We start from the raw sequence: 16,268 nt of genomic DNA on the forward strand, positions 1-16,268 counted from the left end.
ATCGTCCACCGAGGCGCACCGGCGTAGCGGCCCTCTCGCCTGGAGTCAGCCATGTCGTCCTCGCACCGCCCGTACTCGGCCCCCCGTGTGCTCTCGCTCCTCGGCCTGTTCGCCGTCTCGGCGGCGCTGGGGACGGCCTACGGCCTGCGCTCCCGCGCCCGCCGCGCGCGGGCGGCCACCCCTCTGGACCGGGTCTGGCACCCGAGGGAGACGATCCCGCTCACCGCGGCGGAGGAGGACACCTTCGGCCAGGTGGTCTCCCGGCTCTCCCTGGGCTCGGCAGGCCGGCTGCGCTGAGCCCGCCCCGGGACTCCGGCCGCCGGAATCCCGGTCACGGATCCGGCCGCGCGGCGCACGCCCTAGAGTCCGGCCATGGACCTCGTTGCCTCACCCGTGCGTCTCGAGCCGTGGGCCGCGTCCGACGTCGAGCTGCTGCGGGCCATGAACGCGCCGGAACTCATGGAGCATCTCGGCGGCCCCGAGCCGGAGGAGGCTCTTGCCGGGCGGCACCGGCGCTACGTGGATCTCAGCGCCGACACCACCGGCGCGGGGCGGATGTTCCGGATCGTGCTCCTCCCCGAGGAGGTCGCGGTCGGCAGCATCGGCTTCTGGAAGAAGACCTGGCACGGGGAGCAGGTGTACGAGACGGGCTGGACGGTGCTCCCCGGCTTCCAGGGACGCGGCGTCGCGACCGCCGCCACGCGCGCGGTGGCCGAGCGGGCCCGGGCCGAGAGCGCCCGGACCGGGGGCGCGTACCGCTTCCTGCACGCCTTCCCCTCGACGGACAACGGTCCTTCGAACGCCGTGTGCCGCAAGGCCGGCTTCGAACTGCTCGGCGAGGAGGCCTTCGAGTACCCGCCCGGCCGCCCGATGCGCTGCAACGACTGGCGTCTGGAGCTGCTCCCGCCGGGACGGAACGGCTAAGGAGTCTCGGCAGGGGCGGCGAGCGACTTGGCGAAGTGGAAGGCGACGATGTCGAGGCGTTCGCGGAGGTAGAAGCGGTGGGCACCGGTGCGGTGCGTGCCGGAGTCGAGATTGAGCGCGTGGCAGCCGGCCTCGCGCGCGTGCTCCTCCAGGTGGGCCAGGAGAGCGTGTCCCACACCGGTGGAGCGGGCGGAGGCGGCGGTCACCAGGTCGTCGACGTACAGCGTGCGGATCGCGCTGGTGTTGTCGACGATCCGCCAGCCGGCGACGCCGACGCAGGTGCTCTCGTCGCCGTAGGCGGCGGAGAAGCGGAGCCCCTGGGCGTGGCCGCGGTCGTACACCTCGGCGAAGAGCCGCGGGGTCAGGTGGGGGCGCAGCTCGCTCAGGACGGGAAGCAGGTCGGACTCCAGGCGCGGGTCGCCGGGCGGGAGGTCGATGATCTTCATGGCGGGACCGTATCGCAGGGGTGGCGGCCGGGGCGGCGGTCCGAATTCCCTGGCCGGACGGCGGGCGCCGGTGACATCCTGTCCCCGTGAACGGACCGGAGATCCAGATCAGTTTCGCGCCCGGCCTGCGGCTCTTCGTGGCCGCGGACCGGCGCTCGGGGCGCACCACCGTGGTGACGGACGGCGTCTCGACGCTCGGCCACGTCGTGGAGTCGCTCGGCGTTCCGCTGACCGAGGCGGGGCGGCTGTTCGTGGACGGGGTCCCGGTCGGCGTCTCGCACATCCCGGCGGCGGGCGAGACGGTGGAGGTGGAGGGCGTCGAACGTCCCCAGCCGGTGCCCGGCGCCCCGCTCAGGTTCCTGCTGGACGTCCATCTCGGCACGCTGGCCAGGCGCCTGCGGCTGCTGGGGGTCGACGCGGCCTACGAGAGCGAGGACATCGGCGATCCGGCGCTGGCCGCGCTGTCGGCCCGGGAGCGGCGGGTGATGCTCTCGCGGGACCGGGGGCTGCTGCGCAGGCGGGAGCTGTGGGCCGGGGCGTACGTGTACAGCGACCGGCCGGAGGACCAGCTCCGGGACGTACTGGAGCGGTTCGCTCCGGCCCTGAGGCCGTGGACCCGCTGCACCGCCTGCAACGGCGAGCTCACGGACGCGGACAAGGACTCGGTGCGCGAGCAGTTGGAGCAGGGCACGGAGAAGACGTACGACGTCTTCGCGCGGTGCACGGCGTGCGAGCGGGTGTACTGGCGGGGCGCCCACCACGCCCGCCTGGAGGCGATCGTCACCGACGCCCTGCGCGACTTCGGCGGCGCGACGGCCCGCTGACCGGGGCCGGATGACGGGCGGCGGCGGACCTGGGCCGGATGAGGACGGCCGGATGACGGGCGCTCCCGGGGGTCGGGCCGCGTGACCGGCCGTTCCACGCGGGCGGCCCACGCGGGCAGCCGGTGACGGCCTTCCCGCCACCACCGCCTGGCCTCCTTCCGCCTGGCTTCCTGCCGGCATGCTTCCTTCCGGCCGGTGTTCTTCACGGCCCATGGCCTCCACGGCCGAAGTTCTCCACGGCCGGTGTCCTCCACGGCCGGTGTGGCCTATGGCCGGTGTTCTCCACGGCCGGTGTCCTCCACGGCCGGTGTGACCTATGGCCGCTCGGCCGTCAGGTACCGCTGGACGGTCGGGGCGAGCCACGCGACGATCTCGTCGCGGGACATCTCGACCGCGGGCGGCAGTCGCAGGACGTAGCGGGTCAGCGCCACGCCGAGGATCTGGGAGGCGACGAGCGCGGCACGCCGAGGCGCGTCGGCGGGGTCGGGACAGACTCCGCGCGTGACGGGACCGAGCTGTTCGGCGAAGATCGCCTGCATCCGCTCGGCGCCGACGGCGTTGGTGACGCCGACCCTCAGCAGCCCGGTCAGGACGTCGTCACGCTCCCACCGGTCGAGGAAGTGCGTGACGAGAACCGCCCCCACGTGCCGGTCCGGCAGCGCGCCCAGCTCGGGCAGGCGCAGGTCGAACTCGGACGCCGCCGCGAATAGGCCCTCCTTGTTGCCGTAGTAGCGCATCACCATCGACGGGTCGATGTCGGCGTCGCGGGCGATGGCCCGGATGGTGGCGCGCTCGTAGCCGTCCGTCGCGAAACGCTCGCGGGCGGCCTCGAGGATCGCGGCGCGGGTGGCGTCGGAGCGGCGGGCGGTCGTCATGTCCACAAGTGTAGGCCAACGGGTGTTGACACTCCATCGCAGGCGGCCGTAACGTTGCCAACAAGCGTTGACCAACACCCGTTGGCCTACGTCGCAGCCCCTGTGTCGGCGCGTCCGCGCGCCGGCCCCGGCCCTGGGAGGCAGTCATGGACCACCACCTGGACACGGACGTGCTCGTCGTCGGCGCCGGCCCCACCGGCCTGCTCCTCGCCGGTGACCTCGCCGCCTCCGGCGCGCGCGTCACCCTGATCGAGCGGCGCCCGCCCGGCATCGCCAACATGACCCGCGCCTTCGCCGTGCACGCCCGCACCCTGGAGCTGTTCGACGCCCGCGGCCTCGCCGACGACCTGGTCGCCACCGGCAGCCGGATCACCCGCTTGCGCCTCTTCCGCCGTCTCACCCTCGACCTGGGCCGGCTCCCCTCCCGCTTCCCGTACCTCCTCGTCACCCCGCAGTACGAAGTGGAGAAGCTGCTCGCGGACCGCGCGCTGTCCACAGGTGTGGATCTCCGTCACGACACCGAGCTGCGCGGGCTCACCCAGGACACCGACGGCGTGACCGCCGCGATCACCGGGCCCGAGGGCACCCCCGGCACCCTCCGCGCGCGGTACGTCGTCGGCACCGACGGTGTGCGCAGCGCCGTGCGCGCCACGCTCGGACTGCCCTTCCCCGGCTCGTCGGTGATCCGCTCCCTCGTGCTCGCCGACGTCCGCCTCGCCGAGGCGCCGGCGGAGCTCCTCACGGTCAACGGCGTCGGGGACGCCTTCGGCTTCATCGCCCCCTTCGGTGACGGGTGGTATCGCGTGATGGGCTGGGACCGCGGCCGCCAGGTCCCCGACAGCGAGCCCGTCGACCTCGAAGAGGTGCGCGCCATCGCCCGCCGCGCCTTCGGCACCGACTACGGCATGCACGACCCGCGCTGGATCTCCCGATTCCACAGCGACGAGCGCCAGGCCCCCGCCTACCGCGTGAACCGCGTCTTCCTCGCCGGGGACGCCGCCCACGTCCACTCCCCCGCCGGAGGACAGGGCATGAACACCGGCCTCCAGGACGCCGCCAACCTCTCCTGGAAGCTCGCCGCCGTCCTGCGCGGGGACACCGCCGAGCCCGAGGCCCTCCTCGACAGCTATCAGACCGAACGGCACCCGGTGGGCGCGGCCGTGCTGCGCAGCAGCGGAGCGATCATCCGCCTCGCCATGGCGCGCGGCCCGTTACTGCGCGCCGCCCGCACCGTCGTCCCCCCTCTGGTCACGCTCATGAGGCCCGTCTCCGCCAAGATCATGGGCATGGTCAGCGGGATCGGCATCGCGTACGGCCGCGACGGCGCGCGCGTCCCGGACGTCGAACTGCGCGAGGGCAGGCTCTACGAACTGCTGCGCGGGGGCGAATTCGTCCTCATCGCCCCCGCCGGCGCCCGTCCGTCCCTCCCACCGGCCGCCCCCGTCTCGCCCGCGCGTCTCATACGGGCGACCTGGGCCGACCCCGCCCGCCGCACGGTGCTGCTGGTCCGCCCCGACGGCTACGCACTCCGGACCGGCCGCGCGAGCGGCTGAGAGCCCTGTCCCGAGGTCAGAAGACGTAGGGGTCGCCGGTCGCCAGGACGAGCACGCGGTGCCGGTCGTTCTCCGGGTTGCGGTCGGCGGCGCCGTCGCTCCAGACGGTGCCGATGTCGACGGTCAGCTCGTCCGGGGATCCTGCCGCCCGCAGGTCCAAGGTCAGCTCGCCGGCCGCCCCCGCGGCCCGCAGCTCACCCGTCCGGCAGGCGATGATCCGGTCGCTGACCCACAGGCAGGCCGCCGGCAGCCGCTGCCCGCCGGCCAGCGGATGGGAGAAGCCGAGTCGCACGGTCGCCTGGGACACGTGCGCCGGCCCGTGGTTCTCACTCACCAGCCGGAGCCCCAGCCGCGCGTCCCAGAGGGACACATGACCGTGGTGGGCCAGGTCCGCCTCGGGAGCGGCCTCCGGACCGGCCGCACGGGCCGTGCCGCCCGCACCGACCATCACAGCGGCCACCAGGGCCGCACCGAGCAGAGCCTTGCGCATCGCACACATGCCCCGAAGATACCGATAGATCCGCATATCGTCTGACTATCCATCAGCCCGCGTGTCCCCATGGCACGCTGACCGCATGCTGATCGCCCGCTCCGCCGCCCTGTTCGCCCTCGCCGCCCTCTTCGAGATCGGCGGCGCCTGGCTCGTCTGGCAGGGCGTCCGGGAACACCGCGGTTGGGCATGGATCGGCGCCGGAGTGATCGCCCTCGGCGTCTACGGCTTCGTCGCCACCCTCCAGCCCGACGCCGAGTTCGGCCGCATCCTCGCCGCCTACGGCGGAGTGTTCGTCGCCGGCTCGATCGCCTGGGGCATGGTGGCCGACGGATACCGCCCGGACCGGTGGGACGTGATCGGGGCGCTGATCTGCCTCGCCGGCATGGCCGTGATCATGTACGCGCCCCGCGCCCGCTGACGGGCGACGACGCCCGCCACCTATCCTGACCAAGCGATCGACGTCATCGAACCCACGCGCGAGGAGCACGCCATGACTGCCGCCGCCACCCCCATCGCCGTCGTCACCGGAGCGAGCAGCGGCATCGGCGCGGCCACGGCCCGGCAGCTCGCCGCGGCCGGATACCGCGTGGTCCTCACCGCCCGCCGCAAGGACCGCATCGAGACCCTCGCCGCCGAGATCAACGAGGCCGGCCACCAGGCCACGGCGTACGCCCTCGACGTCACCGACCGGGACGCCGTCGACACCTTCGCGACGGCCTTCCGCACGATCGCCGTCCTGGTCAACAACGCGGGCGGCGCGCTGGGCGCGGACCCCGTCGCCACCGGCGACCCCGAGGACTGGCGCCGGATGTACGAGGTCAACGTCATCGGCACCCTCAACATCACCCAGGCCCTGCTCCCCGCCCTCATCGCGAGCGGCGACGGCACGGTCGTCGTCCTCTCCTCCACCGCGGGCCACTCGACCTACGAAGGCGGCGGCGGTTACGTCGCCGCCAAGAACGGCGCCCGCGTCCTCGCCGAGACCCTCCGCCTGGAGATCGTCGGCACCCCCGTCCGCGTCATCGAGATCGCCCCCGGCATGGTGAAGACCGACGAGTTCGCGACCACCCGCTTCCGCGGCGACACCGAGAAGGCCGCCAAGGTCTACGCGGGCGTGTCGGAGCCCCTTACCGCGGACGACGTCGCCGACACCATCACCTGGGCCTGCACCCGCCCCTCCCACGTCAACATCGACCTCCTGGTGGTCCGCCCCCGCGCCCAGGCCTCCAACACCAAGGTCCACCGCGAGATCTGACCATGCGTTCACACGTCCGTGTGAACGATCGCGAATACCAGGACGCGTTTCGAAGACCCGGCCTAACTTCGGTGACAACTCCATACAGAACGGCCCTCGGCCGGGACGGCAATCCCGGCCGAGGGCCTCACCATCAGAAGGCTCGACTTCCCATGGCTGAACAGGACCCTAGCGCGCCCGCGCTCTTCGACATCAACGCTCTCGGACCCACGGCCGCCTCGTTTATGGATCTGGAAGACCCCGCTTACGCCTACATGTTCGGCTTTCTGCAAGCCGACGGCCACCTCGCAGCCGGTACCGGCCTCAAGGGGCGACTGACCGTGGAACTCAACGTGCGGGACATCGCCATCCTCCGTGCGTTCCAGCAGATGACCCCTTACAGCACCCGCATCACCGAACGGGTGCGCACCACGAACTTCGCACAGAACCATCATTCGGCGACCTGGACCCTGTGCGCGCTGGAGGCCCGGACCACCCTCAATCGGCTTGGCCTCCCCTACGGCCGCAAGTCGAAAGGAATCGCTCCCCCACGCGTTCCCTTCTCCCGCCCCGACTACCTCCGAGGCATCATCGACGCCGACGGATCGGTGGGCTTCACCAAGGACGGCCTCCCGTTCGTGAGCCTCACGACCGCCAGCACGGCCATCGCCGCCTACCTGTGTCACTACACGAAGCGAGCGCTCGGCATCCAGCGACTGGCCGGGCGTAATGCGCGTGACGGCGTCTACAACATCATGTACATGCGCGAGGCTGGCGTCGCGGTCGCCCGACACCTCTACACCCCTGGCGCCCTCGCGCTCGAACGCAAGAGGGCTGCGGCAGCTGACGTCAGCACCTGGGCCCGCCCCGCCGACATGCCCCCGCTGCGCCAGAAACGCTCGTGGACCGCCATGGAGGATCACGCCCTGATCGACGCCACAAGCATCGATGAGGTCGCTGCCCGACTGGGCAGGACCCCATCATCCTGCAAGCTCCGCCTTTGGCGGCTGTCGAAGAAGAGCTGACCCCGACGCCGGAAGGGGGCCACCGCTGAGCGTCGGCCCTCTTCCGGCGCCGTACCGCTCAACCCTTCACACAGATGACCTGCTTCAGCTTCGCGACTACTTCCACCAAGTCCCGCTGCTGCTCCATCACCTGCTCGATCGGCTTGTAGGCACCCGGAATCTCATCCACGACGCCGGAGTCCTTACGGCACTCGACGCCCCGCGTCTGCTCCTCCAGATCCTTCGTCGTGAAACGGCGCTTCGCCGCGCTCCGGCTCATCCTCCGGCCCGCGCCGTGGGAAGCCGAATTGAACGCCGCCTCGTTCCCGAGACCCTTCACGATGTACGAGCTCGTCCCCATAGAACCCGGAATGATCCCGTACTCTCCGGAGCCGGCCCGGATCGCGCCCTTACGGGTGACCAGCAAGTCCATGCCCTCGTACCGCTCCTCCGCCACGTAGTTGTGGTGACAGGAGATGATCTGGTCGAAGGTGACCTTCGCCTTGCGGAACTCCCGGCGCACGACCTCCTGGAAGAGCGCCATCATGATCGCGCGGTTGTACTTCGCGTACTCCTGTGCCCAGAAGAGGTCGTTCCGGTAGGCCGCCATCTGCGGCGTGTCCGCGACGAAGACCGCCAGGTCACGGTCGACCAGCCCCTGATTGTGCGGCAGCTTCTGCGCCTCGCCGATGTGGTACTCGGCCAGCTCCTTGCCGATGTTCCGCGACCCCGAGTGCAGGGTAAGCCAGACAGAACCGGACACATCGATACAAAACTCGACATAGTGATTCCCGGATCCGAGCGTTCCCATCTGCAACGCGGCACGTTCGCGACGGAATTTGACCGCATCCGCGATCCCGTCGAACCGCGACCAGAAGTCGTCCCAGCCCGACGTCGGGAACTGGTACAGCCGCTTCGGATCCACCTCGTCCCGGTGCATCCCCCGGCCCACCGGAATCGCCTGCTCGATCTTCGACCGCAGCCGCGACAGGTCCCCCGGCAGGTCGTTCGCCGTCAGCGAGGTCTTGACCGCCGACATGCCGCAGCCGATGTCGACGCCCACCGCCGCCGGACACACCGCCCCCTGCATCGCGATCACCGACCCGACCGTCGCGCCCTTGCCGTAATGCACGTCCGGCATCACGGCCAGGCCCTTGATCCACGGCAGCGTCGCCACGTTCCGGAGCTGCTGCATGGCGCCGCCCTCGACCGTGGAAGGATCGGCCCACATCCGGATGGGCACCTGCGCGCCCGGTACTTCCACGTACGACATACTTCCTCGATTCCCCCGAAAAGCCTGAAAACGCAAAAACCGGCACCAAGGCCCGTACAGGTGACGACGGACCGGCATCGACGGCAGTGCGTGCGATACACATTGTGTCCATCGGCCGACATCCGGCGGCAAACAGTTTTCGGGGGCGACCCCGGGAGAAGGGAGCCTGGGAGCGTGCAGCGACAGGCGTACGGACCCGGCCGCACACGGCCCTCGGCGTTCACGGCGGCCGCGCTGGCGCTGGGGATCGGCATCGGGGCGGGCCTCACCGGATGTTCGGCGGGAGGGGGCGGCGGCCACGCGACCGTCGACTCCAAGGCGGGCCCCGTCACCGCCGTCGCCCCGCCCGGCCGGTACCGCACCCTCTTCGAGCCCTGCCGCGCCGTCGCGCCGGCCACGCTCAAGGACCTGCTGCCCGGCGCCGCCGAACTGCCGGAGCCGGAGCGGAACAAGGCGTACCGCGGCACGGCGACCGCCACGTACGACACCGACCGCCGCGTCGGCTGCACCTGGAAGGCCGACGCCCCCGACGCCTCGCACCGTCTCGTCCTCGACATCGAACGCGTGGTGTCGTACGACCCCGCCGTCAGCGACGACGACCGCGCGCAGGAGGTGTTCGACCGCAAGCAGACGGCGGCGGACCTCCCGCAGCCCGCCCGGACGCAGCCGTCCCCGCAGACTCCCGCCGGCACGCCGGGCACCCCGGATACACCCGGGACCGGCGCCGCCTCGGGCACCGGCACACCCGGCGCCTCGGGCACTCCGAGTCCCACCGCCACCACCGGCAGCCCCGGCACCCCTACCGGCACGCCTCCGACCGCCCCGGCCACCGGTTCTCCCACCGGTCTGGAGCCCCGGGTCCTGGACGGCCTCGGCGACGTGGCCTTCCTCGACGACGCCCTCGTCACCGGGGGATCCAGCGACCACCATCGCGCGGTGAGCGTGGTGTTCCGCACATCCAACGTGATCGTGACCGTCGAATATCTGGAGCAGGTGACCGATCCCACGGTGGCGCCGGACAGCCGGGAGCTGCAGGAAAGGGCCCAGAATCTGGCCCGTCTGCTCGCCGAGCGCCTGGAGGAGTAGCCGGACGGCGACGCTCCGTGAGGCCGCGGCGACCACGTACCGTGTCGGCGTACCGTGGCCGCCGCCCAGGCCGTACGACAAGCGACCGACCCGTACGACAAGCGACTGAAGGAACCATGCACCGATCAGCCCCGCGACTCACCCGCATACTCGCCTGCGCAGCCGTCCCGGTGATGCTCGTCGTCGCCGGCTGCTCCTCGGACTCCGACGGCGGTTCCGGTTCGGCTCCGGACAAGGGCAAGGGGTCGGCGTCCTCCGCCGCCCCGCGGCCCACGCCGTCGAAGCCGAAGGTCGAGCCCGCGAAGTACGCGAAGCTGCCCGACTTCTGCAAGTCGATCTCGTCGAAGACGACCGCGGCCCTGGTGCCCAAGGCGAAGACGAAGAACGGCACGGCGGCGGCGTCCACCGACCTCACCCGGCGCGGCGGCTGTTCGTGGAACGGTCTGGACGAGAAGGGCGTGAAGGGCTCCCAGTACCGCTGGCTCGACATCTCCTTCTACCGGTACACGTCCGACGACTCGCTCGGCAGCGGTCAGGACCGTGCCCAGGAGAACCTCGCCAAGGAACTGGCCAAGATCCAGGCCACCGAGGGTGCCAAGAAGCTGCGGACGACCGCCGCGGGCGGCATCGGCGACGAGGCCAGCGCCGTCACCTACGAACTGCGCAAGACGAACGAGGACTTCGAGTACGCCTCGATCGTGGCGCGCACGGGCAACGTCGTCGTGCTGCTCTCCTACAACGGAGCCGGTTACGCCGGGGCCGCCACCCCGAGCGACAAGACGATCCTGGACGGCGCGGTGAAGGCCACCCGGGAGGCCGTGGCAGCGGTCGCGGCGGCCAACAAGTAGGTTCTCGACTCACCTCGAACACCCGCATATGCGCAGGTTTCCGCGGAGCCCGGCCCTCCCCCGAGGGCCGGGCTCCGCACACGTGTGCCACGCTGTGCCCGCGAGATGTCGAATGACGGGAGGGGATCGCGGGTGGCCGCGGTGCAGCTGACACGCACGCACAAGATTCTGATCGGGGTGGTGGTCGCCGGCGCGGTGGTCATCGCCGGGATCGGTTTCGCGGGTTCGTACGCCGCCGTGCGCGAGCTCGCCGTGGAGAAGGGCTTCGGCGACTTCTCCTACTTCTTCCCCATCGGCATCGACGCCGGCATCTGTGTGCTGCTCGCACTCGACCTGCTGCTGACCTGGATCCGGATCCCCTTCCCGCTCCTGCGTCAGACGGCGTGGGTGCTGACGGCGGCGACGATCGCGTTCAACGGCGCGGCCGCGTGGCCGGACCCGCTGGGTGTGGGCATGCACGCCGTCATCCCGGTGCTGTTCGTGGTCGCGGTGGAGGCGGCGCGGCACGCGGTGGGCCGGATCGCGGACATCACGGCCGACAAGCACATGGAGGGCGTCCGGCTGACCCGTTGGCTGCTGTCGCCGATCCCCACGTTCCGGCTGTGGCGGCGGATGAAGCTGTGGGAGCTGCGGTCGTACGAGCAGGTCATCAAGCTGGAGCAGGACCGGCTGATCTACCAGGCGCGGCTGCAGGCCCGTTTCGGGCGGGCGTGGCGGCGGAAGGCGCCCGTGGAGGCGCTGATGCCGTTGCGGCTGGCGAAGTACGGGGTGCCGCTGGCGGAGACGGCCGCGGCCGGTCTCGCCGCGGCGGGCGTGGAGCCGGCGCTGGTACCCGCGGCGCCCGCGGCGTCCGGTCCGCTCGGGTCCCTCGCCTCGGGCCGTCCCCAGGCGCAGGTGCAGGCCCAGCCGCAGACTCCGGAGCTGGTGCGGGGCCCGCGGGGCCAGGCCGCGCAGGACCGGACCGGACCGGGCGCGCAGGGCGGACAGGAGCCGACCGCGCAGGAGCTCGCGGCGCAGGAGCTGGCGGCCGCGAACCACGAGAGCCCGTGGTTCCAGGCCCAGCAGCTTCCCCCGGAGGCGTACGAGAACGCCTACGCCCCCCAGTACGTCGAGGGCTTGGAGCCCACGCCGGTGGCCGTTCCGCAGGGCCCCGAGGACGTGCCGGCCGCGGGCCCGGAGCACCCGGAGCGGTTCGAGGAGTACGCGGAGTACGTCGAGCCGGAGCCGCCGCTTGAGGAGTTCGCGGACGTCGCGTACAAGGCGATGTGGATGTACGTCGAGGAGAACCAGCAGCCGCCGAGCGTCGAGCAGCTCGACATACTGCTGAGCGACCGGTACGGCGTGCGGCACCCCCGCAGCGCCTCGATGCTGCGCCAGTTGATGCCCGCTCTGCGGCAGCGCATGGAGCAGGAGCTGGCGGAGAACCACATCGCCTGATCACCGCGCGCGGTGTTCAGGTCGTGGGGCGCTTCTTCGCGCTCTCGCCCCACAGGGCGAGGGCGATTCCGGCGGCCGCGATGACGAGGTAGCCGGCCGTCGGGATGTCCCACCACTTGTGGAGCAGTCCCCAGGGCTTGTCCCCGAACAGCTGCCCTCCCGCGCCGAGTGCCCCTTGGACGAGGGCGATCCAGCCGATGACTGCGATGGCTTCGTTCTTCATGCCTCCACGGTCTCCCGCCTCTCGCGCGTGTGCGTCATGCCCACGACCGAATCGCGCCTCGTCCGAAGGATGCAGAAGGGCCGCGGAAGGCGCCGGAAGGCCCGAGGGACCGCGGGAGGCCGAGAGTCGCGGAAGGCGCCGAGAGCCATGGGGACGCGGAAGGCCGCCGCCCGGGGTTCGGGCGGCGGCCTTCTCGTTCGCCAGGCTTACAGGCGTCAAGCGCCAGGCGGCCGGTGGCAGGCGCGGGCCTCCCGCGGGCCGTCAGGCTCCGAGCAGCTTGCGCACCCGGTCCGCGCCCACGGCAAGGAGCAGCGTGGGCAGACGCGGTCCGGTCTCGCGGCTCACCAGGAGCTTGTAGAGCAGGGCGAAGAAGGCGCGCTGGGCGACCTTCAGCTCCGGGGTCGGCTTGGCCTCGGGGTCGAGTCCGGCCATGACCTTCGGGACGCCGTAGACGAGCGTCGTCAGGCCGTCGAGCGACCAGTGCGTGTCCAGGCCCTCCAGGAGCAGGCGAAGCGACTCGCGCCCCTCGTCGTCCAGGGAGCCGAGCAGCTCCGTGGCGGGCTCCGCGCGGACGATGGTGCGCTGGTCGGCGGGGACCTGGGTGGTGATCCAGTTCTCGGCGCGGTCGAGGCGCGGCCGCACCTCGTCCAGGGACCTGACGGGATTCTCCGGGTCCAGTTCGGTCAGGATGCGCAGGGTCTGCTCGTCGTGTCCGGCCGTGATGTCCATGACCGAGGCGAGCGTCCGGTACGGCAGCGGGCGCGGGGTGCGCGGCAGCTCACCGGCCGCCGTGCGCGCGGCACGGGCGTACGCGGCGGCGTCGGCGGGCAGCACGCTCCCGTCCTGGACCTTGGACTCCAGCTTGTCCCACTCGTCGTAGAGCCGCTGGATCTCCTGATCGAAGGCGATCTTGAAGGACTGGTTGGGCTTGCGGCGCGCGTACAGCCAGCGCAGCAGCGGCGCCTCCATGATCTTCAACGCGTCCGCCGGCGTGGGGACGCCGCCGCGCGAGGAGGACATCTTGGCCATGCCGCTGATGCCGACGAAGGCGTACATCGGGCCGATCGGCTGGACGCCGTCGAAGACCTGCCGCACGATCTGGCCGCCGACGACGAACGACGAGCCCGGCGAGGAGTGGTCCACACCCGACGGCTCGAAGATCACGCCTTCGTAGGCCCAGCGCATCGGCCAGTCGACCTTCCAGACCAGCTTGCCGCGGTTGAACTCGCTCAGCTTGACGGTCTCGGCGAAGCCGCACGCCGTGCAGGTGTACGCCAGCTCGGTCGTCTCGTCGTCGTAGGACGTGACCGTCGTCAGGTCCTTCTCGCACCGCTCGCAGTAGGGCTTGTACGGGAAGTACCCGCCGGCGCCGCCGGAGCCGTCGTCCTCGCTCGCCGCGCCGGAACCCTCCTCGGCCTCCAGCTCGGCCTCGTCGACCGGCTTCTGCGACTTCTTCCCCGGGGACTTCTTGGTGCGGTACTGGTCGAGGATCGCGTCGATGTCGCCGCGGTGCTTCATCGCGTGCAGGATCTGCTCGCGGTAGGTGCCGGCCGTGTACTGCTCGGTCTGGCTGATGGGGTCGTACTCGACGCCCAGCTCGGCCAGGGACTCGACCATGGCGGCCTTGAAGTGCTCGGCCCAGTTCGCGTACGCCGATCCGGCCGGGGCGGGCACGGACGTCAGCGGCTTGCCGATGTGCTGCTCCCACGACGCGTCGACGCCCTCGACGCCGTTCGGCACCTTGCGGTACCGGTCGTAGTCGTCCCACGAGATGAGGTGCCGGACCTCGTGGCCCCGGCGGCGGATCTCGTCGGCGACCAGGTGCGGGGTCATGACCTCGCGGAGGTTGCCCAGGTGGATGGGGCCGGAGGGGGAGAGGCCGGAGGCGACGACCACCGGTTTGCCAGGCGCACGTCGCTCCGACTCGGCGATGACCTCGTCCGCGAAACGGGAGACCCAGTCGGTCTCGGTGCTGCTCTGAGCCACGGTCGGTTCGTCCTTCTTCCTTGGTTCCCTCGGAGCCTTACAGCCTTACGTCAGTCATTCTCCCAGACGGAACGACGCGCTCGGAGGTTGTCCACAGGTCCGAGTCCGTCCACCGGCCGAACCACCGGCCGAAGGGGCGCGAGCGGGCGGCGAAAACGCGTTGCCCGCCCATGGGACACTTGACAGGCGAAACAGCCCTTCCGGAACCGACCCGGGAACCGGAACACGACGACTCAGGAACGGAAGCTCATGGCCTCGGTCCCTTCCCTCGCTTCGACCGTGCAGCAGCGCCTCGCGGAAGGTCTCTCGGCAGCCCTGCCGGAGGCCGGTTCCGCCGACCCGCTGCTGCGACGAAGCGACCGGGCGGACTTCCAGGCCAACGGCATCCTGGCCCTGGCCAAGCGGCTCAAGGGCAATCCGCGTGAGCTGGCGACGCAGGTCGTCGGCGCGATCCCGGCGAACGACGTCCTGAAGGAGATCGAGGTCTCGGGCCCCGGCTTCCTGAACATCACGGTCACCGACGAGGCGATCGTGCGGACCCTCGCCGCCCGCGCGGCCGACGACCGTCTCGGCGTGCCGTTCGCGGAGGACGCGGGCACGACGGTGATCGACTACGCCCAGCCGAACGTGGCCAAGGAGATGCACGTCGGCCACCTCCGCTCCGCCGTGATCGGCGCCGCGATGGTCGAGATCCTGGAGTTCACCGGCGAGTCGGTGGTCCGCCGCCACCACATCGGCGACTGGGGCACCCAGTTCGGCATGCTCATCCAGTACCTGATCGAGCACCCGCACGAGCTGGACCACTCCTCCGGCGAGGAGGTCTCCGGCGAAGAGGCGATGTCGAACCTCAACCGGCTGTACAAGGCCTCGCGCGCGCTGTTCGACTCCGACGAGGAGTTCAAGACGCGGGCTCGGGCGCGGGTCGTCGACCTCCAGGCGGGCGACGAGCAGACCCTCGCGCTGTGGCAGCGGTTCGTCGACGAGTCGAAGATCTACTTCTACTCCGTCTTCGACAAGCTCGACATGGACATCCGCGACCCGGACGTCGTCGGCGAGTCCGGCTACAACGACATGCTGGTGGAGACCTGCCGCATCCTCGAGGAGTCGGGCGTCGCGGTGCGGTCGAACGGCGCGCTGTGCGTCTTCTTCGACGACGTCAAGGGCCCGGACGGCAACCCGACCCCGCTGATCGTGCAGAAGTCGGACGGCGGCTTCGGCTACGCGGCGACCGACCTGTCGGCGATCCGCGACCGGGTGCGGAACCTGAAGGCGACGACCCTGCTGTACGTGGTCGACGCCCGGCAGTCCCTGCACTTCAAGATGGTCTTCGAGACGGCCCGCCGGGCCGGCTGGCTGAACGACGAGGTCAAGGCCGTGCAGCTGGCCTTCGGCACGGTCCTCGGCAAGGACGGCAAGCCGTTCAAGACCCGTGAGGGCGAGACGGTCAGGCTGGTGGACCTGCTGGACGAGGCCGTGGACCGTGCGACGGCGGTCGTGCGCGAGAAGGCCGAGAAGGTCGGCCTGACCGAAGCGGAGATCGCCGAGAACGGTCGGTTCGTCGGCATCGGCGCGGTGAAGTACGCGGACCTGTCGACGTCGGCGGCGCGGGACTACAAGTTCGACCTGGACCAGATGGTGTCGCTGAACGGCGACACGTCGGTGTACCTCCAGTACGCGTACGCGCGGATCAGGTCGATCTTCGGCAAGGCGGGCGAGTTCACTCCGGTCGCCCACCCGGAGCTGGAGCTGGCCCCGGCGGAGCGCGCGCTCGGTCTGCACCTGGACCGGTTCGCGGAGACCCTGGCCGAGGCCGCCGAGGAGTACGCCCCGCACAAGGTCGCGGCGTATCTGTACCAGCTGGCGTCGCTGTACACGACGTTCTACGACCAGTGCCCCGTCATCAAGCCGGCGCCGCCGAAGGAGGTCGCGGAGAACCGGCTGTTCCTCTGCGACCTGACGGCCCGCACGCTCCACCGGGGCCTGGCCCTGCTGGGCATCCGGACGCCCGAGCGTCTCTGACGGGACACCGCGTCACGACGAGGGCCCCGGCACCGTATCCGTA

General features: G+C 71.1%; 17 protein-coding genes. 11 read left to right on the top strand and 6 right to left on the bottom strand.

What is annotated here, in order from left to right; genetic code table 11:
• Window positions 1-51 precede the first annotated feature (51 nt).
• Window positions 52-297 carry a hypothetical protein gene (locus tag ACZ68P_RS24690; protein WP_471009673.1) on the top strand — a complete coding sequence of 82 codons (246 nt, stop codon included), beginning with the start codon at window positions 52-54 and terminating at the stop codon, window positions 295-297.
• Between the two features lie 75 nt (window positions 298-372).
• Window positions 373-924: a GNAT family N-acetyltransferase gene (locus tag ACZ68P_RS24695; RefSeq protein WP_471009675.1), complete on the top strand. Its 552-nt coding sequence runs from the start codon at window positions 373-375 to the stop codon at window positions 922-924.
• Here the strand turns inward: ACZ68P_RS24695 and ACZ68P_RS24700 are convergent.
• On the bottom strand, window positions 921-1,370 hold the full coding sequence (locus tag ACZ68P_RS24700; protein WP_471009676.1) for a GNAT family N-acetyltransferase: 450 nt from the start codon (window positions 1,368-1,370) through the stop codon (window positions 921-923). The genes ACZ68P_RS24695 and ACZ68P_RS24700 overlap by 4 nt on opposite strands.
• Window positions 1,371-1,456: 86 nt before the next feature.
• On the opposite strand from ACZ68P_RS24700, the gene ACZ68P_RS24705 reads away from it, so the two are divergent.
• Window positions 1,457-2,194: a Mut7-C RNAse domain-containing protein gene (locus tag ACZ68P_RS24705; protein WP_471009678.1), complete on the top strand. Its 738-nt coding sequence runs from the start codon at window positions 1,457-1,459 to the stop codon at window positions 2,192-2,194.
• A 314-nt stretch (window positions 2,195-2,508) separates the two neighbouring features.
• Here the strand turns inward: ACZ68P_RS24705 and ACZ68P_RS24710 are convergent, their stop codons facing one another.
• Window positions 2,509-3,069: a TetR/AcrR family transcriptional regulator gene (locus ACZ68P_RS24710; protein ID WP_471009679.1), complete on the bottom strand. Its 561-nt coding sequence runs from the start codon at window positions 3,067-3,069 to the stop codon at window positions 2,509-2,511.
• 146 nt (window positions 3,070-3,215) lie between these two features.
• On the opposite strand from ACZ68P_RS24710, the gene ACZ68P_RS24715 reads away from it, so the two are divergent.
• On the top strand, window positions 3,216-4,622 hold the full coding sequence (locus tag ACZ68P_RS24715) for an FAD-dependent monooxygenase (RefSeq protein WP_471009681.1): 1,407 nt from the start codon (window positions 3,216-3,218) through the stop codon (window positions 4,620-4,622).
• A gap of 16 nt (window positions 4,623-4,638) precedes the next feature.
• Here the strand turns inward: ACZ68P_RS24715 and ACZ68P_RS24720 are convergent, their stop codons facing one another.
• On the bottom strand, window positions 4,639-5,121 hold the full coding sequence (locus ACZ68P_RS24720) for a hypothetical protein (protein WP_471009683.1): 483 nt from the start codon (window positions 5,119-5,121) through the stop codon (window positions 4,639-4,641).
• 76 nt (window positions 5,122-5,197) lie between these two features.
• Between ACZ68P_RS24720 and ACZ68P_RS24725 the strand changes: the two genes are divergently transcribed.
• From ACZ68P_RS24725 to ACZ68P_RS24735, 3 genes are all read left to right on the top strand, one after another.
• Window positions 5,198-5,533 carry a YnfA family protein gene (locus ACZ68P_RS24725; RefSeq protein WP_471009685.1) on the top strand — a complete coding sequence of 112 codons (336 nt, stop codon included), beginning with the start codon at window positions 5,198-5,200 and terminating at the stop codon, window positions 5,531-5,533.
• Window positions 5,534-5,605: 72 nt separating this feature from the next.
• The gene (locus tag ACZ68P_RS24730) at window positions 5,606-6,370 is read left to right on the top strand and encodes an SDR family NAD(P)-dependent oxidoreductase (protein WP_471009686.1); all 765 of its coding nucleotides are present in this window, start codon (window positions 5,606-5,608) and stop codon (window positions 6,368-6,370) included.
• A gap of 152 nt (window positions 6,371-6,522) precedes the next feature.
• On the top strand, window positions 6,523-7,374 hold the full coding sequence (locus ACZ68P_RS24735; protein ID WP_471009688.1) for an SANT/Myb-like DNA-binding domain-containing protein: 852 nt from the start codon (window positions 6,523-6,525) through the stop codon (window positions 7,372-7,374).
• Window positions 7,375-7,432: 58 nt separating this feature from the next.
• On the opposite strand, the gene ACZ68P_RS24740 is transcribed toward ACZ68P_RS24735, so the two are convergent.
• Window positions 7,433-8,626 carry an RtcB family protein gene (locus tag ACZ68P_RS24740; protein ID WP_471009754.1) on the bottom strand — a complete coding sequence of 398 codons (1,194 nt, stop codon included), beginning with the start codon at window positions 8,624-8,626 and terminating at the stop codon, window positions 7,433-7,435.
• A gap of 174 nt (window positions 8,627-8,800) precedes the next feature.
• Here ACZ68P_RS24740 and ACZ68P_RS24745 point away from each other — a divergent pair, with 174 nt between their 5' ends.
• The 3 genes from ACZ68P_RS24745 to ACZ68P_RS24755 all read left to right on the top strand — a co-directional run bounded on the left by ACZ68P_RS24745 (window position 8,801) and on the right by ACZ68P_RS24755 (window position 11,997).
• A complete protein-coding gene (locus ACZ68P_RS24745) occupies window positions 8,801-9,712 on the top strand; it encodes a DUF3558 domain-containing protein (protein ID WP_471009690.1) in 912 nt (303 codons plus the stop codon).
• A 116-nt stretch (window positions 9,713-9,828) separates the two neighbouring features.
• A complete protein-coding gene (locus tag ACZ68P_RS24750; RefSeq protein WP_471009691.1) occupies window positions 9,829-10,560 on the top strand; it encodes a DUF3558 family protein in 732 nt (243 codons plus the stop codon).
• Window positions 10,561-10,692: 132 nt separating this feature from the next.
• Window positions 10,693-11,997 carry a DUF2637 domain-containing protein gene (locus ACZ68P_RS24755; RefSeq protein ID WP_471009693.1) on the top strand — a complete coding sequence of 435 codons (1,305 nt, stop codon included), beginning with the start codon at window positions 10,693-10,695 and terminating at the stop codon, window positions 11,995-11,997.
• A gap of 16 nt (window positions 11,998-12,013) precedes the next feature.
• Here the strand turns inward: ACZ68P_RS24755 and ACZ68P_RS24760 are convergent, their stop codons facing one another.
• Window positions 12,014-12,220, bottom strand: a complete 207-nt coding sequence (locus tag ACZ68P_RS24760; protein ID WP_471009696.1) for a hypothetical protein — start codon at window positions 12,218-12,220, stop codon at window positions 12,014-12,016.
• Between the two features lie 261 nt (window positions 12,221-12,481).
• Window positions 12,482-14,206, bottom strand: a complete 1,725-nt coding sequence (lysS, locus tag ACZ68P_RS24765) for a lysine--tRNA ligase (protein WP_471009697.1) — start codon at window positions 14,204-14,206, stop codon at window positions 12,482-12,484.
• Window positions 14,207-14,455: 249 nt separating this feature from the next.
• Here lysS and argS point away from each other — a divergent pair, with 249 nt between their 5' ends.
• The gene (gene argS, locus ACZ68P_RS24770; RefSeq protein ID WP_471009698.1) at window positions 14,456-16,225 is read left to right on the top strand and encodes an arginine--tRNA ligase; all 1,770 of its coding nucleotides are present in this window, start codon (window positions 14,456-14,458) and stop codon (window positions 16,223-16,225) included.
• Window positions 16,226-16,268: the final 43 nt, after the last annotated feature.

It is taken from the genome of Streptomyces sp. NPDC036822, from assembly GCF_055609145.1.

What these genes read in the sequence shown, in the direction of transcription:
- ACZ68P_RS24690 (WP_471009673.1), top strand. Translation starts at nt 52, where the DNA reads ATGTCGTCCTCGCACCGCCCGTACTCGGCCCCCCGTGTGCTCTCGCTC.
- ACZ68P_RS24695 (WP_471009675.1), top strand. Translation starts at nt 373, where the DNA reads ATGGACCTCGTTGCCTCACCCGTGCGTCTCGAGCCGTGGGCCGCGTCC.
- ACZ68P_RS24700 (WP_471009676.1), bottom strand. Translation starts at nt 1,370, where the DNA reads ATGAAGATCATCGACCTCCCGCCCGGCGACCCGCGCCTGGAGTCCGAC.
- ACZ68P_RS24710 (WP_471009679.1), bottom strand. Translation starts at nt 3,069, where the DNA reads ATGACGACCGCCCGCCGCTCCGACGCCACCCGCGCCGCGATCCTCGAG.
- ACZ68P_RS24715 (WP_471009681.1), top strand. Translation starts at nt 3,216, where the DNA reads ATGGACCACCACCTGGACACGGACGTGCTCGTCGTCGGCGCCGGCCCC.
- ACZ68P_RS24720 (WP_471009683.1), bottom strand. Translation starts at nt 5,121, where the DNA reads ATGTGTGCGATGCGCAAGGCTCTGCTCGGTGCGGCCCTGGTGGCCGCT.
- ACZ68P_RS24725 (WP_471009685.1), top strand. Translation starts at nt 5,198, where the DNA reads ATGCTGATCGCCCGCTCCGCCGCCCTGTTCGCCCTCGCCGCCCTCTTC.
- ACZ68P_RS24730 (WP_471009686.1), top strand. Translation starts at nt 5,606, where the DNA reads ATGACTGCCGCCGCCACCCCCATCGCCGTCGTCACCGGAGCGAGCAGC.
- ACZ68P_RS24735 (WP_471009688.1), top strand. Translation starts at nt 6,523, where the DNA reads ATGGCTGAACAGGACCCTAGCGCGCCCGCGCTCTTCGACATCAACGCT.
- ACZ68P_RS24740 (WP_471009754.1), bottom strand. Translation starts at nt 8,626, where the DNA reads ATGTCGTACGTGGAAGTACCGGGCGCGCAGGTGCCCATCCGGATGTGG.
- ACZ68P_RS24750 (WP_471009691.1), top strand. Translation starts at nt 9,829, where the DNA reads ATGCACCGATCAGCCCCGCGACTCACCCGCATACTCGCCTGCGCAGCC.
- ACZ68P_RS24760 (WP_471009696.1), bottom strand. Translation starts at nt 12,220, where the DNA reads ATGAAGAACGAAGCCATCGCAGTCATCGGCTGGATCGCCCTCGTCCAA.
- argS (WP_471009698.1), top strand. Translation starts at nt 14,456, where the DNA reads ATGGCCTCGGTCCCTTCCCTCGCTTCGACCGTGCAGCAGCGCCTCGCG.